The sequence below is a fragment of the Nonomuraea turcica genome (assembly GCF_030718205.1).
Classification (GTDB): Bacteria; Actinomycetota; Actinomycetes; order Streptosporangiales; family Streptosporangiaceae; genus Nonomuraea.
The window spans coordinates 67931-82882 of record NZ_JAUZQF010000015.1; the positions used below are offsets into that span (position 1 = coordinate 67931).

The window sequence follows — 14952 nt, forward strand, 5'->3', positions numbered from 1 at the left end:
TCGCTCCCTCAAGACACTCGCACGAACTTCACGGCGTCCGCTCGGGCGTTGCCGTTGCTCCGGGTGAGCTTGACCGAGCCGCTCTCCCCCGCCCCGAACGACCAGGTGCCGAGCTTGACCCAGCCTGTGCTTCCGGCCGTGTAGTCCAGGGTCTGTGTCGAGGTGCCGCCGCTGTGGGTGACGTCGATCCTGGAGCCGGTGTCGCTACCGGGATACACGATCTTGTAGATGTAGACGTCGTAGGTGCCGGCGGCGGGCAGCCACGCGCCCCACGTGGCGGACGCGGCCGGCTCGTTGCTGTAGCGCGAGGTGTTCTCCAGCGTGTGGCCGCGGATGCTGCTGGTCGTCCAGGTGCCGGTCTCGGCGTAGCGGTAGGCCGTGGGGCCCTCGTTGTCGGTGTAGCCGTCGCGCTGGTAGTAGCGGAAGTAGTCGAACTGCACCTGGCCTGGCAGCGCCGAGGTGTCGACACCCGGGCTGTTCTGCAGGTTGATCGCGATGGTGGTCAGCCAGACGTTGATGAAGTCATGCTGGGTGCAGCAGGTCGGTGAGTAGTTCCCGGTGTACTTCAGCACCCCGTCGACGTAGAACTTCACCTGGGTCTCGGCCCACTCGAAGCCGTAGGTGTGGAACGCGGCCGAGGTGTCGAACCCGGTGGTGTAGTGCCCGCTGCTGACGGTCGTCTTGGTGCCGTCCGGCTTCCAGCCGTGGACGTTGTGGGTCAGGCGTCCCGGCAGGTGGGAGTCCATCTCGAACCCGTCGATCTCGGTACGCCGGCCGGAGTGGTAGGTGTTGCTCCCGTCACCGGCCATGGCCCAGAACGACGTGTGCCAGCCGGAACCGACATTGGTCTTGGCCCTGGTCTCGTAGTAGCCGTAGCGGAAGGGCTTCTTGCTGATGAGGCCGCCGCCTGTGTACGCCATCCCGTTATAGGGCTCTTCCTTGAGGTGGATGGTCATGAGTCCGTTGCCGACGGTGACGTTTTCGGGCCGCTGGGCGCTCCAGCCCTTCACGTCGGTGCGGTAGTTCCACTTGCTGGTGTCGACGGACGTGCCGTTGAACTCGTCCGACCACACCAGCGTGTAGCCGGCCGGCGCGGCTGCCTGTGCGGTCGCCGGGATCTGTACGGCGAGCAGCGTTAATCCGAGAACGAGCAGTATGCGTGCGAACATAAGAACACACCTCTCACATGGTGTACGGGAGTCCGCCCGGTGGAGACGCGGGAATGGCGGTTCCGCGCGTGTCCGCTGCCGGGCGGCTCTCTTATTTCTGCAGGCCCTTGGCGGTCTCGGCCGCCTTGGCCAGCGCGTCCTTGGCCGATGCCTGGCCCACGAGCACGGCCTGCACCTGCTCGGCGATGGCCGTTTCGATCTGGCCGTATCCGGCATAGCGCCAGAACGGGTTCGGCGTAGCGGTCTTGGTGATCTTCTCGGTCCACTCGGCGGTGAAGGCGTCGCCGGCCACCTTGGGGTCGGCCAGGCCGGCGGTGGTGGTCGGCGGCAGCTTCACCTTCTCGAAGAAGCCGGCGACGGTGGCGGTGTCGGACGTGGCGAACTTCGCGAAGTCGGCCGCGGCCTCGGCGCCCTCACCCTCCACGACCACGATCACGTGGCCCCACAGCAGCGCCTGCGGTGTGCCGCCGGCATCGAGCACCGGGCGTGGGAGCGGCTTCATCTTCTCGGTCAGCGACTTGTCCGGCGACTGGCCGGCCACCACGCCCCTGGCGATGATCGCGTCGTCGTAGAAGGCGGCCTTGCCCTGGGCGAACAGCGCGCGGGCGTCGAAGCGGTCCACGTCGGGTGCGATGAGCTTGGCGTCGTACAGCTGCTTGTACCACTCGACGGCCGCCACCGACGCGTCGTCGCCGACGGTGATCTGGTCGCCGTCCAGCAGTGGGCTGCCGAAGGTCTTCATCCACGGCAGGATGTCCTTCAGCTGCGCCGCCTTGGTGGCCGCCGCGTAGGGCACGATGCCGTCGCCGAGCTTGGCGACCTTGGTCAGCGCCGCCTCGAACTCCTCGGTCGTGGCAGGCAGCTCGGACACGCCGGCCTTCTGCAGGATCTCGGTGTTGGCGATCAGGCCGATGGAGCCGGTGGTCCACGGCAGGCCCAGTTGCTTGCCGCCGTACTGCCCGCTGGACAGGGCCACCTCGGTGTAGCCGCCCTGCGCCGCCTGCGGCGACAGGTCGCGCAGCTTGCCCAGCGAGGCCATCGCCGCCAGCCAGGCGACGTCGAGCTGTACGGCGCCGCTGAGCTGGCCACCCCTGATCTTGAGGGTGACCTGGTTCAGATACTCGTTATACGGGAACGAGGCCGTGTTGATCGTGACTTTGCCGGCTGAGGCGTAGGCGTCCACGATCGCCTGCACGGCCGCCTTCTGCGCTTCCTCGTTCAGCGACCAGGAGGTGAAGCCGAAGGTCTTGGCGGCGGCGTCACCCGAAGACCGCGCCGCGCCGCCTCCGGTGGCGTCGGGGGCGCAGGCGGACAGGGCCGTGACGCCCAGCGTGGACAGGCCGAGGAGGCGCAGGGCGTCCCTGCGGTTCATGGGGGGCATCGGTTTCTCCTCTGAAGAGGGTCAGCCCTTGACGGCGCCGGCCGTCAGCCCGCCGACCAGGTATCGCTGCAGGAACATGAACGCGGCGATGACCGGGAGCGAGACGACGAAAGACGCGGCCATCAGGTCTGGCCAGGCGGTTTGGAACTCCCCGAGATAGGTGTGCACCAGCCCGGGCGGCAAGGTCTGCCGCTCGGGGTCGGCGAGAGTGAGGGCGAAGATGAAGTCGTTCCAGGCCCTGACGAAGGCGAACAGGCCGGCGGCGACGAGACCGGGGGCGGCCAAGGGGAGTGCGACCTGGTGCAGGGTTCTCCAGCGTGAGGCGCCGTCGATGGCGGCCGCCTCCATGAGGGAGCTGGGGACGGTGTCGAAGATGCCCTTGAGCATCCACACGCACAGCGGAAGCGTGAACGTGGTGAAGCTGAGGACCAGCGCGGCGTAGGAGCCCAGCAGGCCGGTGGCGCTGAACACCGCGTAGAGCGTGATCAGCAGCAACGCCTGCGGGAACATCTGTGAGGCCAGCACCAGGTGCATCAGCGAGGTGCGTCCCCGGTATCGGAACTTGGAGAACGCGTAGGCCATGTAGGCGGAGACGATCACGCTCAGAACCGCAGTGATCACTGAGACGATGACGCTGTTGATCAGGTAGCCGAACAGCTGCTCGTTCTTCGCCAGGTTGACGAAATGCTCGAGTGTGACCTCGGTCGGGATCAAGGACGGCGGGAAACTGAACGCCGTCTCGTCGGGTGTGAGAGCCGTGACGACCAGCCAGTAGATCGGCGCCAGCCCGAAGAGCCCGATGAGCCCCACGGCGACCCAGGCCGCCGCCCTTGATCTGACCACGTCAGGCCGCCGCCGGGCCCGGACGGGCCGGGCGAGGGTCGTCGTACGGGACCGGGTGGCGGTGACGGTCATCGGGCGTCCTCCTTCTCACGGCGCAGGTAGATGGCCACGAGGATGAGGAGCAGGAGCATCCAGAGCCCGCCCAGGGCGCTGGCGTGGCCGAGGTCGAAGCCCTTGAAGGCGGTGTCGTAGACGGCCACCGCGAAGGTCTTGGTGGCGCCCGCCGGGCCGCCGCCGGTCAGCACATAGATGGTGTCGAAGTGCTGGAAGTTCCAGATGAACTCCAGCAGGAACACGATTCCGGCGATGCCCTTCATATGGGGCACGGTCACCGACCAGAAGCGGCGGATCGTGCCGGCGCCGTCCACAGAGGCCGCCTCGTGCAGTTCCTTCGGCATGGTCTGCAGCCCGGCCAGCAGCATGATCATCATCCAGGGGAAGCTCGCCCAGGTCTTGGTGACGATGACGGCCAGCATGGCCGTGTCCGGATCCCCGAGCCAGCTGAAGCGCGTGCCGAGGATGCCGTTCAGCACCCCATAGTTCGCATTGAAGATCCAGAGCCAGAGGAACGACACCACCACACCGGGGATGACCCAGGGGAAGAGGAAGAGCCCGCGCAGGAAGCCGCTCCCGCGAATGCCCGCGTTCAACGCCAGGGCCAGCGCGTACCCCAGCACGAAGGGAGCGACGGTGGCGCCCAACGTGAAGATCATGGTGTTCCTGAACACCGGCCAGAAGTCCCCGCCCAGCACGTCGGCGAAGTTGCCCAGGCCCACGAACAGCCGGCCCGGCCGCACCAGGCTCTGCTCGAAGAGTCCCGTCACCAGCGCCGACACCAGCGGATACGCGATGATCGCGCCGAACAGCGCCAGCCCGGGCAGCATGAGCAGCCAGGCGAACTGGGCATCGGATAACCGTCTCATCGCGTGCCCGCCAGGTGCATCGGCCCCACGTATCCCAGCGCGATGCTGACCGAGTCGGCCGTCTCGATCACCGTCCGGGCGAGTTCCGCCTCCCGAGCCGGCAGGTCGATGGCGGACAGCGGGCCCGAGATGGAGATGGCCGCGGCGATCTCCCCCGTCTGGTCCCTGATCGGCGCCGCCACGCAGGCCCGCCCGAAGGCGAGCTCCTCCACCTCGGTCGCGTAGCCCCGCGCCGCGCACGCGGCCAGCTCCTCGTCCAGCCTCTGATGCGTGGTGATCGTGTGGGAGGTGAACCCGTACATCGACGGCAGCAGCGTCCTGCGTTCCTCAGGCGTCAACGCCAGCAGCAGGCACTTGCCGATGCCGGTGGCGTACAGCGGCTTGCGCTGCCCGGTCAGCACGAACGACCGCGGCGCCAGCCGCCCCTCGAAGTTCAGCAGATAGAACATCGAGTCGCCGCGGCGGATCGCCACGTTCACCCCCAGGCCGAGCGTGGCGGCCAGGTCCTGCGCCACCTGGCGCGCTTCACGGTGGACCGGGTGCTGGTTCAGCGCGACGCCGCCGAGGGTGATGGGCGCGGTGCCGAGCCGGTAGAGCCCGCTGAGCTCGTCGCGCTCGACGAACTCCAGCGACTCGAGCGTGGCCAGCAGCCGAGAGGCGGTGGAGGTGCCGAGCCCGGTCGCCTTGGCGACGTCCGACACCCGCAGCTCGGGCCGGCCGGACAGGAACGCTCGCAGGACCGCGGCGGCCCGCTCAACGCTCTGATTGCTGCTCTGTTCGGAAGCCAACCTAGCTCCATTGCAATTGATTTGCGATATGTGGGATGGTTACGCACATGTTGCAAGGGAGTCAACCCCTGTCCATCACGGAAGTGCGTTGCTTTCCGATAAAGATCCGCCATGTGGACGCGTACCTGGGCACCCCCGCCGTCGAAGACCGCTACTTCGTGCGGCCGCCGTGGAAGTCGCTCTATTCGGCCCGCTTCGAGACCCTGCTGGTGGCCGTGACCTGCGCCGACGGCACCACGGGGTGGGGCGAGGCGCTGGCCCCGGTGGGCCCCGAGATCCCCGCCGCCGTCGTGGAGCGGCTGCTGGCGCCGGTCCTGATCGGCGAGGATCCCACGCGGGTGCGGCCGCTGTGGCAGCGGCTGACCGGGCTGATGCGCGAGCGCGGGCACCTCACGGGGCATCAGGCCGACGCCCTGGCCGCGGTCGACATCGCCCTGTGGGATCTGTGCGGCCGGCTGACCGGCCTGTCCGTGGCGCAGTTGCTGGGCGGGGCGTTCCGTGAGGTGGTTCCCGTCTACGTCAGCGGCCTGCCGCGGCCGAGCGACGCCGAGCGCGTCCAGCTCGCCCAGGAGTGGGCGGCGAAAGGCGCGACGAGGGTGAAACTGCACCTCGGCTACGGCGTCGACCAGGACCTGGCCACTGTGGAGGCCGTGCTGTCCACGGGCCTCGACGTCGCCGTCGACGCGCACTGGGCCTATTCGCTGCCCGAGGCCGTGCGACTGGCACGTGGCCTGGCCGAGCGGCGCGCCCTGTTCCTGGAGGCCCCGCTGGCGCCGGAGGACGTCGAAGGGCATCGTGACCTGTGCGCGCGCGCCGAGCTGCCCGTCGCGGTGGGCGAGAGCCTGCGCAATCGGTACGAGTTCGCCGGCTGGCTGGGGCGCCGGGCGCTGCAGCTGGCACAGCCGGATGTCGGCAGGACCGGCATCACCGAGCTCATGGCGATCGGCGAGCTGGCCGCCGCGCACCACGTGCCGGTCGCGCCGCACCACTCCACCGGGCTGGGAGTGGCGCTGGCCGCGGGCCTGCAGGTCAGCGCGGCGCTGCCGAATCTGGCGTTCTTCGAATACCAGCCGACCACCTGTGAGGTGGCGTCCCAGATTCTGCGAAATCCCCTTGCAGGTGATGCAACGGGATTCCCGTTACCGGCCGGACCGGGGCTCGGCGTGGAGGTCGATCGTGACGTCGTTACCGCTCTCGCGAAGGAGTCATAAGTGACCTTGTCTGGACTTATCCCGATCTTGGCCACGCCGTTCACCCAGGAGGGTGAGCTGGATGTGCCGAGCCTGCGGCGGCTGGCCGAATGGCAGCTCTCGGCGGGCGCCGACGGCGTCGCCGTGTTCGGCATGGCCAGCGAGGGCTTCGCCCTGACCGCTGCGGAACGGGCGTGCATCCTCCGCGAGGTGCGCGCGGCGGTGCGGGACGCTCCAGTGGTGGCCGGCGTGGGCTCCACCAGCACGGCCACGGCGCTGGAGCAGGCCCTGGCCGCGGTGGACGGCGGGGCCGACGCCCTGATGGTGCTGCCGCCCTACCTGGTCAAGCCGTCCGGCGGGCAGCTCATCGATTTCTACGGGGAGCTCGCCGCCCGGTGCCAGGTGGACATCATGGTCCAGGACGCTCCCGGCGCCACCGGCGTGAGCATGCCGGAGTCGCTCATCGTGGAGCTGAGCAAGCTGGACGGGGTCACCTCGGTCAAGGTGGAAGCCCCGCCGACAGCCCCTAAGGTGGGCGCCGTGGCGGCCAAGGTCGCCTCGGCCTTCGCGGTGTTCGGCGGCCAGAACGCGCTGTTCTGCTTGGAGGAGTACGCGCGCGGCGCGATCGGCACCATGCCGGCCTGCGAGTTCACCGATCTTCTCGCCCCCATCCTCCAGGACTGGCGCTCCCACGACGCCGCGGTGTCCTTCACCCGGCTGCTCCCGCTGATCCGCTTCGGCATGCAGCCGGGCATCGCCTGGGCGGTGCATAAGGAGGTGCTGGTCCGGCGCGGCCTCATCGACTCCGCCACCGTCCGCCTGCCCGCCAAGCCGCTGGATGCGGACAGCCGCGACGCGCTCGACCGCATCCTGGGCGTGCTGGGATGGTGAGCGGCCTGCCCCCTGCCGGCGATCAGCCGGGTGTGGGTGCTCAGCTGACTCCGGGGCCCAGGCAAGGCCGCGGAGTGCTGCTCGCCGGGGGCAACTCGCCCATCGGCCTGGCCATCGCGCGTGCCTTCGCGGGCGGGGGAGATCAGGTCTTCGGCGTCGGGCTCCAGCCCTGTGACGACGCCGCCTTCACCGGCTTCCGGACGGCCGACTGCTCGGATCCCGGCCAGGTCGACACGCTGGTCACAGCCGCCATGGAGGTGCTGGGCAGGCTGGATGTGCTGGTGACGGCGACGGCGGCGATGCCAGTGGCCTCCGTGGCGGCGACGTCCGACGAGCAGTGGCGCAAGGCGATCGGTTCGACGCTGGACGCGGCGTTTCACCTGTGTCGTGCTGCTGTGCCGAACATGACGAACGGCGGCGCGATCGTCGCGGTGGGGTCGGTGAACTCGTTCCTGCACGCGCCAGGGCTTCCGGCTTACTCCGCGGCGAAGGGCGGGCTCGACGCGCTGATCAGGCAGGTCGCCGTGGAGTACGGTCCGGGCGGGATCAGGGCCAACATCGTCTCACCGGGGCTCATCGGCGGTGAGGACCTGGATGGGGCGGCCGAGGGATATCCGCTGTGCCGTACAGGAACGCCGGAGGAGGTGGCGGCCGCGGTGGCGTTCCTGGCTTCACCTGCGGCGTCCTTCATCACCGGAGCGACCCTCCCGGTGGACGGCGGCCTGTCCATCGCCTCCCCCGCCGCCTTCCTCCGGCCCGATCTGCGAGCGAGGTTCCTCTGACATCCGCCGGACGGATTCCCCCAGTCTGTATTCGCACCTGTTCACACCGCTGCTGTTCCTCGGAGGCGAGTCCGCCGCCTTGCGCGTGCTCCCTCGTCGCGTCGCCCGACGCGTCGGCGGCGGTCAACGCGCGCGATCACGTGGTGCCGTCGGCCGCTCGGCCATGGGCCAAGAGGGAGGCACCGCGCTCGCCGGGATGTCAGGTGAGCGGACCGGTGCTTCCCCGTGCGGTGAGCCTGGCCGGTTCCGTCTCGACGTCGGGCACGGGATCACCGTGGAGGAGGGACAGCAGGTGGCGGGCGGCGGCCGACCCCAGCGCGGGGACGTCGCGCCGCACCGCGGTGAGCGCCGGGCGCACGACCTGCGCCAGCTGCGAGTCGTCCCACGCGACGAGGGACAGATCGCCGGGCACGCGCAGGCCCATCTCCTGAGCGACGGACAGCCCGGCGACGGCCATGATGTCGTTGTCGAAGACGATCGCGGTCGGCCGGTCGGGAGAGCTGAGCAGGCGGCGGGTGGCGCGCCCGCCCTCCTCACCGGTGTAGTCGGTGTACTGGGTGACGCATTCGGGCAGGCCGAGCCGGGCGCAGGCGGCGGTGAACGCCTCGTCCCGCACGGTGGTGTGCACCAGATGCGGCAGCCCGGCGACGCGGCCGATCCTGCGGTGGCCCAGCGCGGCGAGGTATTCGACGGTCTCGTGGACGGGCCCGCTCTCGTCGGAGTGCACCGACGGCAGCGAGCCGACGCCGGGTTGCCCGCCGATCACCACAGCCGGCATGCCGAGCTGCTCGAGCACGGGCAGGCGCCGATCGGAGACGTGCACCTCCACCAGGATCGCGCCATCGATCCGGCCCTCCGCCCACCAGCGGCGGTAGACCTCGATCTCGGCGTCCTGGTCGTCGGCCATCTGCAGCATCAGCGCGCACGCGTGCGGCTTCAGCGCCGTCTCGATCCCGCTGAACAGCTCCATGAAGAACGGCTCGGCGCCGAGAATGCTCGGCGGCCTGGACAGGACGAGGCCGACCACGCCCGCGCGGGCGCCGGTCAGCGCTCGGGCGGCGACGCTGGGACGCCAGCCCATCTCGTTGGCGACCTTCAGCACCCGCGCCCGCGTGCTCTCCGACACGCCGGGGCGCCCGTTGAGCGCGTAGGACACGGCGCCCTGGGAGACCCCCGCCCGCTGGGCGATGTCCGCGATGGTGGGCCGCTTCACGGGCAAACCCTACCCGGCCGCCGTACGGGACAGCTCATGTCTCTCACCCCTTGATCCCGGTGAAGCCGATGCCGCGGACGATGTGGCGCTGGAAGGTCAGGAACAGCAGGAGCGGCGGGACGATCGCGACGAGCATGCCGGCGATCACCTGATTCTGCTCGGCGGTCTCGGCCAGGCGGGGCAGCGCGACCGCCAGCGGCTGGCTCTCGGCGTCGGAGATGGCGACCATCGGCCATAGAAAGTCCTTCCATGCGTCCATCACGGCGAGCAGCGACACCACGGCCAGGATGGGCCGTGACATCGGCATGACGATCTGCCAGAACAGCCGGATCGGTCCCGCCCCGTCGACCTGGGCGGCCTGATACAGCTCGCTGGGCAGCGCGTCGAAGAACTGTTTCATGATCAGCACGTTGAAGGCGTGCGCCCCGGCGGGCAGCCACACCGCCCATGGGGTGTCCACCAGCGACAGGTCGAGAACGGTCAGGTAGAGGGCGACCAGCGACACCGTCCCGGGAACGAACAGCGTGGCCAGCACCGCGCCGTAGACCAGGCGGCCGAAGCGGGGCTTGAGCACCGAGAGCGCGAACGCGCCGGTGGCGGCCACCAGCAGCTGCACCAGCCAGGATCCGCCGACCAGCACGACGGTGTTGAACAGGTAGTGGCCGACCCGTAGCTCCGTCCACGCCGCCGTGAGGTTCTCCGGCTGCAGCGAGGAGGGCCACAGCCGCAAGGGCTCGCGGAGCAGGTCCTGGGTCGGGGACAGGGCGCCCTTGGCCGTCCACAGGATCGGACCCAGGCCGACCGCCAGCGTGGCCAGCAGCAGGAATCCCTGGGTCAGCCGCAGCCACCAGCGCACGCCCGTCCGTCGTCGGTCGACGTCCGAGACGATGCCTCTGGCGCGGGCGTCGCTCATACGCTGCTCCATTTCCTCGTCAGGCGCAGGTAGACGGCGGAGATGACGCCGAGGGCGACCGCCAGCAGCACGCCGAGCGCGGCCGCGGTGCCGTAGTCGCCGTAGATGAACGCGTACCGGTAGATCAGCAGCAGGATCGTCACGGTGGAGTCCTCCGGGCCGCCGTCGGTCAGCACGAACGGCTCGGTGAAGATCCGGAACGTGCCGATGATCTGCAGCAGCAACATGATCAGCAACACGCCGCGCAGGTGCGGCAGCGTGACATGCCAGACCCGCCGCCCGATGGAGGCGCCGTCGATCTCCGCCGCCTCGTACAGCTCGCCCGGCACGGAGGACAGCGCCGCCAGGTAGATCAGCACCGTGGAGCCCGCGGCCGCCCACGTGGCTTCGAGCACCAGGCTCGGCATGGCGGTCGCGGTGTCCTGCAGCCAGGGGTACGGCCCCAGCCCGAGCACGCCGAGTGCCTGGTTGAACAGGCCGTGATCAGGATCGTAGAACCACTTCCACATCAGCACCGCCACCACGGGCGGCACCGCGACCGGCAGGTACACCAGCACCCGGAACAGGCCGCCGAGCTTGCGCAGTTCGGACATCACCACGGCCAGGACGATCGGCACCGGGAAGCCGAAGAGCAACGCCAGCAGCACGAACCAGACCGTGTTGCGCACCGTGATCCACAGCAGCGGGTCGGCCAGCAGCGCCGCGAAGTTGTCCAGGCCTGCCCATTCCGGCGGATCGACCAGATTGGTGTGCTGGAAGCCGAGCAGCACGCTGCGCAGGATCGGCCACCAGGCGAAGAGGAAGAACACGGCGACCATGGGCAGCATGAACAACCAGCCCGCCGGCCGGAAGGGACTACGGCGCGCGGGACCGGTCGCCCTCGGGGCGGCCCGGTCCCGCGTCCTCGCTGTTTGCAGCGTCGTCACCGCTGGGCCCTGTCGAGCGCGGCGGCGGCCTTCTCCTCCGCCTTGCCCAGCTCACCGGCCGGGTCGGCGTCCTGCCGCGTCAGGATCGCCTGCACGGCGGTGTCCAGCGCCGCGTAGGTGTCCTGGCCCGCGACGGCCGGCTCGGTGACGAACTCCTGCGCGGCCACGCCGGTCTCGTAGGGCTCGAAGTTGGCGACCGGCACGTTGGCGTGCTTACGCTCAGCCTCGATGACCGGCTCCGCCACGGTCGCGCCGTACAGGGAGACGTAGGGGAAGCCGATGGGCACCTTGTCGGCGCTCTTGGCGGCGGCCACGCTCCCCGCGAACTGCGGGTCGTACTTCGGCTTGAGGTGGAAGAAGTCGATCCACTTCACCGCCGCGGCACGCTCGGTGGCCGTGGCCTTGGGGCTGACGACGGCCACCTTCCCGCCGAGCAGGGTGGCGGGTGTGCCTCCGGAGGGCAGGGCGGCCATGCCGAACACCTCGGGCGTGCCGCCGAACTGGGTGGCGAACTCGGTGTACGAGCTCGGCGTGGCGATCATCATGGCGACCTTGCCGGCGGCGAAGTCCTTGGCGAGGTCGGCGGCGTTGCGCAGGTGCTGGGTGCCCATGGAGTCGTCCTCCCAGCGCATCGCCTTGAGCAGGCCGAGCACGCCGCGAGCCGGCTCTGTGTCGAAGGTGGCCACCGCCTTGCCGCCGGTCTCCTGCTGGAGGCGGCCGCCGAAGGTGTAGGTCATCGCGGTGAAGATCCAGCCTCCGGTGTTGTTGGTGGCCGGTACGGCGAAGCCGGGCACCCCGGTCTTCTTCGTGATCGCTTTGGCCGCGGCGCGCACCTCGTCCCACGTCGCCGGCGGCTTGTCGACGTCCAGCCCCGCCTTGCCGAACAGCTCCCTGTTGTAAACAAGACCGAGGGCGAACTCGCTGGTGGGCAGGCCGTAGATGCGCCCGGCCTGGTCGGTGGCCGGCGCGAGCGCCCGCTTGTCGAACTCGCTCGCGTGTGGCAGCTTCTCGACCTCGCCGGTGATGTCGGCGACCTGACGCCGCTTCACCATGCCCAGCGGCTCGGTGAGTGGGACCTGGAAGACCGTCTCGAGCTGCCCGCCGGCCAGGCGGGCGGCGAAGGTCTTGGCCTCCCATTTGGACTCGCGCGGCTCGATGTCGATGTCCGGGTTCTGCTTCTCGAACGCCGCCACCTGGTCGAGGAACTGCTGGCGCACGTTCTGCTGGGTCGTGGGCGGCAGGTCCGCGATGGTGATCAGCGTCTTGCCGGCGGTGGGCTCGGATGAGGAGCCGGACGAGCAGCCGGCGACCGTGGCAACGGCGAGCACGGCGGCGAACAGGCCCGGCAGTCGTTCTCGCATGAGAGCTCCGTTCAGGGGGTGGGCCTTCTTTACATGGCCGTCACTGTGCATTAACGAGCATCGGGCTGTCAATAGAGAGATATGAAGCGCCTCATAAACGCAGATGCCCATCTGAACTGGGGGTTGACGCGATCGCACGCCGATCATATGGTCCGACTACTTATGCGCTTAAGTTACATCCTTCGACCTGTGGAGATCATGTGAGCGTGTACCGCCCGCTGGACCGCGGCTGGGCTGTGACCGCCGTCGCGGCCGAGCCGCCTGTCGTGCGCGTGCCCGCCACCGTTCCCGGCTGCGTGCACACCGACCTGCTCGCCGCCGGTCTCATCGACGACCCCTACCTGGACGACAACGAGGACCGCCAGTCCTGGATCGGCCGCACGAGCTGGCGGTATGAGACCGAGTTCGCCTTCGGCGGGCCCGGCGACGACCAGATCGACCTGGTGTTCGAGGGGCTGGACACGGTCGCCACCGTGTCGCTCAACGGCGTCGAGCTCGGCTCCACCGCCAACATGCACAGGACCTACCGCTTCCCCGTGCGCGATCTGCTGCGCACGGGCGGCAACACGCTGGCCGTCGACTTCGAGTCGCCCTATGACCACGCCGAGCGGCAGCGTGCCACGGTCGGCGACCGCCCTGGGCCCTATCCGGCGCCCTACCAGTTCATCCGCAAGATGGCCTGCAACTTCGGCTGGGATTGGGGTCCCGCCCTCGTCACCGCCGGCATCTGGCGGCCCGTCGGCCTGCACACGTGGAGGATCGCGAGGCTCGCCGAGGTCCGCCCCGAGATCACCCTTGACGGGCGCGACGGGCTGGTCCGGGTCCACGTGGCGGTGGAGCGGGCCGCCGACGTCCCCCTCACGGTGACCGCCGCGGTGGCCGGTACGGTCGCAGCCGCGTCGCTGGCGGCGGGTGAGCACGAAGCCGTGCTGGAACTGCGGGTACGGGAACCGGGCCTGTGGTGGCCGCGCGGCTACGGCGCACAGGCCCGGTATCCGCTCACCGTGACGCTGGAGCAGACCGGGGAGACCTGGACGCGCCAGGTGGGCTTCCGCTCGGTCCGGCTGGACACCTCACCGGACGCGGAGGGATCGGCCTTCACCCTCGTCGTCAACGACGAGCCGGTCTTCGTACGCGGCGCCAACTGGATACCCGACGACTGCTTCCCCGCCAGGACAACCCACGATCAACTGGCCGAGCGGTTCGCCCAGGCGTGCGAGGCCAACGTGAACCTGTTACGGGTGTGGGGCGGCGGCCTCTACGAGAGCGACGACTTCTACGACCTGGCCGACGAGCTCGGCCTCCTGGTCTTCCAGGATTTCCCGTTCGCCTGCGCCGCCTACCCGGAGGAGGAGCCGCTCTCCTCGGAGGTGGCGGCCGAGGCATGCGAGCAGGTGGTGCGCCTGGCCCCGCACCCGAGCCTGGCGTTGTGGATCGGCAACAACGAGAACTTCCTGGGCTACGCCGACTGGGGCTGGGAGGAGCGGCTCGAGGGCCGTACCTGGGGCGCGGCCTACTACCTGGACGTGCTGCCGGGCATCGTCGCCGAGCTGGACCCGACCAGACCGTACTGGCCCGGCACGCCGTACTCCGGCGACCCGGGCCGCCATCCCAACGCGCCCGAGCACGGGACCGTGCACATCTGGGATGTGTGGAACGAGCGGGACTACCTCCACTACGCCGACTGGCGGCCCCGCTTCGTGGCCGAGTTCGGCTTCCAGGGCCCGCCCACCCACGCGACCCTGCGCCGCGGCAGCTCCCAGGATCCGCCGGTCTCCCACCAAAAGGCGGCGGACGGTGACGCCAAGCTGTTGCGCGGACTGGGAGATCACCTGCCTCGGCCGCGCTCCTTCGACGACTGGCACTACCTCACCCAGCTCAACCAGGCCCGTGCGGTGGCCTTCGGGATCGAGCGATTCCGCGCGCTCATGCCGTACTGCATGGGGGTGATCGTCTGGCAGCTCAACGACTGCTGGCCGGTCACCTCCTGGTCCGTCGTCGACGGCGAGGGCCGCCGCAAGCCCGCGTGGTACGCCCTGCGCCGTGCGTACGCCGACCGCCTGCTGACCGTCCAGGACGGCGACGTCGTCGTGATCAACGACAGTCCCGGCCCGTGGTCGGGCGAGCTGGAACTGGTCCGCCACAGTCTGTCCGGCGAGCCGCTGGCCAAGGAGTTCGTCCCGGTCCGGGTGCCGCCGCGCGGCCTGGCGCGGATCCCGCTGCCCGTCCCGGCCGAGCCGGAGGCCGAGGTGCTGGTGGCCGTCCTCGGGGAGGCGCGGACCGTGCACTTCTTCGCCGAGGACACGGCGATCGCGTTCCCTCCGGCCGAGTTCGAGGCGGAGGTGCGGCCGGTGACGGACGGCCACCTCGTCACGGTCACGGCCCGGACGATCCTGCGCGACCTGGCGCTCTTTCCCGACCGGCTCGATCCGGACGCCACCGTGGACGACCTGCTGATCACGTTGCTGCCCGGGGAGCGGGCCGTCTTCCACGTGCGCGGTTCCCGGGATCTCGACCCCGCCGCGCTGACCTCGGCTCCCGTGCTGCGTTGCGTGAACGACCTGAGGTAGGA

Annotated in this window: 13 protein-coding genes; 4 read left to right on the plus strand and 9 right to left on the minus strand. The window is 69.7% G+C overall.

Annotated features, from left to right (window positions below; all coding sequences use genetic code 11):
• Positions 1 to 8: 8 nt before the first annotated feature.
• The 5 genes from Q9G87_RS34390 to Q9G87_RS34410 form a co-directional block, all read right to left on the minus strand.
• Complete coding sequence (locus Q9G87_RS34390; RefSeq protein ID WP_305920723.1) at positions 9 to 1169, minus strand: glycoside hydrolase family 16 protein; 1161 nt, start codon at positions 1167 to 1169, stop codon at positions 9 to 11.
• Positions 1170 to 1260: 91 nt separating this feature from the next.
• Complete coding sequence (locus tag Q9G87_RS34395; protein ID WP_305920724.1) at positions 1261 to 2550, minus strand: ABC transporter substrate-binding protein; 1290 nt, start codon at positions 2548 to 2550, stop codon at positions 1261 to 1263.
• Positions 2551 to 2571: 21 nt separating this feature from the next.
• Positions 2572 to 3465, minus strand: coding sequence for a carbohydrate ABC transporter permease (locus Q9G87_RS34400; RefSeq protein WP_305920725.1), 894 nt, complete (start codon positions 3463 to 3465; stop codon positions 2572 to 2574).
• On the minus strand, positions 3462 to 4316 hold the full coding sequence (locus Q9G87_RS34405; protein ID WP_305920726.1) for a carbohydrate ABC transporter permease: 855 nt from the start codon (positions 4314 to 4316) through the stop codon (positions 3462 to 3464). The genes Q9G87_RS34400 and Q9G87_RS34405 overlap by 4 nt, the downstream gene beginning before the upstream one ends.
• A complete protein-coding gene (locus Q9G87_RS34410; RefSeq protein ID WP_305920727.1) occupies positions 4313 to 5104 on the minus strand; it encodes an IclR family transcriptional regulator in 792 nt (263 codons plus the stop codon). The genes Q9G87_RS34405 and Q9G87_RS34410 overlap by 4 nt, the downstream gene beginning before the upstream one ends.
• 113 nt (positions 5105 to 5217) lie before the next feature.
• On the opposite strand from Q9G87_RS34410, the gene Q9G87_RS34415 reads away from it, so the two are divergent.
• The 3 genes from Q9G87_RS34415 to Q9G87_RS34425 are packed head-to-tail and all read left to right on the plus strand — an operon-like array spanning position 5218 to position 7967.
• A complete protein-coding gene (locus tag Q9G87_RS34415; protein WP_305920728.1) occupies positions 5218 to 6315 on the plus strand; it encodes a mandelate racemase/muconate lactonizing enzyme family protein in 1098 nt (365 codons plus the stop codon).
• A complete protein-coding gene (locus Q9G87_RS34420; RefSeq protein ID WP_305920729.1) occupies positions 6316 to 7185 on the plus strand; it encodes a dihydrodipicolinate synthase family protein in 870 nt (289 codons plus the stop codon). It abuts the gene before it with no gap.
• Positions 7186 to 7217: 32 nt separating this feature from the next.
• Positions 7218 to 7967, plus strand: a complete 750-nt coding sequence (locus Q9G87_RS34425; protein ID WP_305920730.1) for an SDR family NAD(P)-dependent oxidoreductase — start codon at positions 7218 to 7220, stop codon at positions 7965 to 7967.
• Between the two features lie 199 nt (positions 7968 to 8166).
• On the opposite strand, the gene Q9G87_RS34430 is transcribed toward Q9G87_RS34425, so the two are convergent.
• The 4 genes from Q9G87_RS34430 to Q9G87_RS34445 all read right to left on the minus strand — a co-directional run bounded on the left by Q9G87_RS34430 (position 8167) and on the right by Q9G87_RS34445 (position 12380).
• On the minus strand, positions 8167 to 9180 hold the full coding sequence (locus tag Q9G87_RS34430) for a LacI family DNA-binding transcriptional regulator (protein ID WP_305920731.1): 1014 nt from the start codon (positions 9178 to 9180) through the stop codon (positions 8167 to 8169).
• Between the two features lie 43 nt (positions 9181 to 9223).
• The gene (locus Q9G87_RS34435; RefSeq protein ID WP_305920732.1) at positions 9224 to 10093 is read right to left on the minus strand and encodes a carbohydrate ABC transporter permease; all 870 of its coding nucleotides are present in this window, start codon (positions 10091 to 10093) and stop codon (positions 9224 to 9226) included.
• Positions 10090 to 10920: a carbohydrate ABC transporter permease gene (locus Q9G87_RS34440; protein ID WP_305920733.1), complete on the minus strand. Its 831-nt coding sequence runs from the start codon at positions 10918 to 10920 to the stop codon at positions 10090 to 10092. The genes Q9G87_RS34435 and Q9G87_RS34440 overlap by 4 nt, the downstream gene beginning before the upstream one ends.
• A gap of 95 nt (positions 10921 to 11015) precedes the next feature.
• On the minus strand, positions 11016 to 12380 hold the full coding sequence (locus Q9G87_RS34445) for an ABC transporter substrate-binding protein (protein WP_305920734.1): 1365 nt from the start codon (positions 12378 to 12380) through the stop codon (positions 11016 to 11018).
• A 200-nt stretch (positions 12381 to 12580) separates the two neighbouring features.
• On the opposite strand from Q9G87_RS34445, the gene Q9G87_RS34450 reads away from it, so the two are divergent.
• Positions 12581 to 14950, plus strand: a complete 2370-nt coding sequence (locus Q9G87_RS34450) for a glycoside hydrolase family 2 protein (protein ID WP_305920735.1) — start codon at positions 12581 to 12583, stop codon at positions 14948 to 14950.
• Positions 14951 to 14952 lie beyond the last annotated feature (2 nt).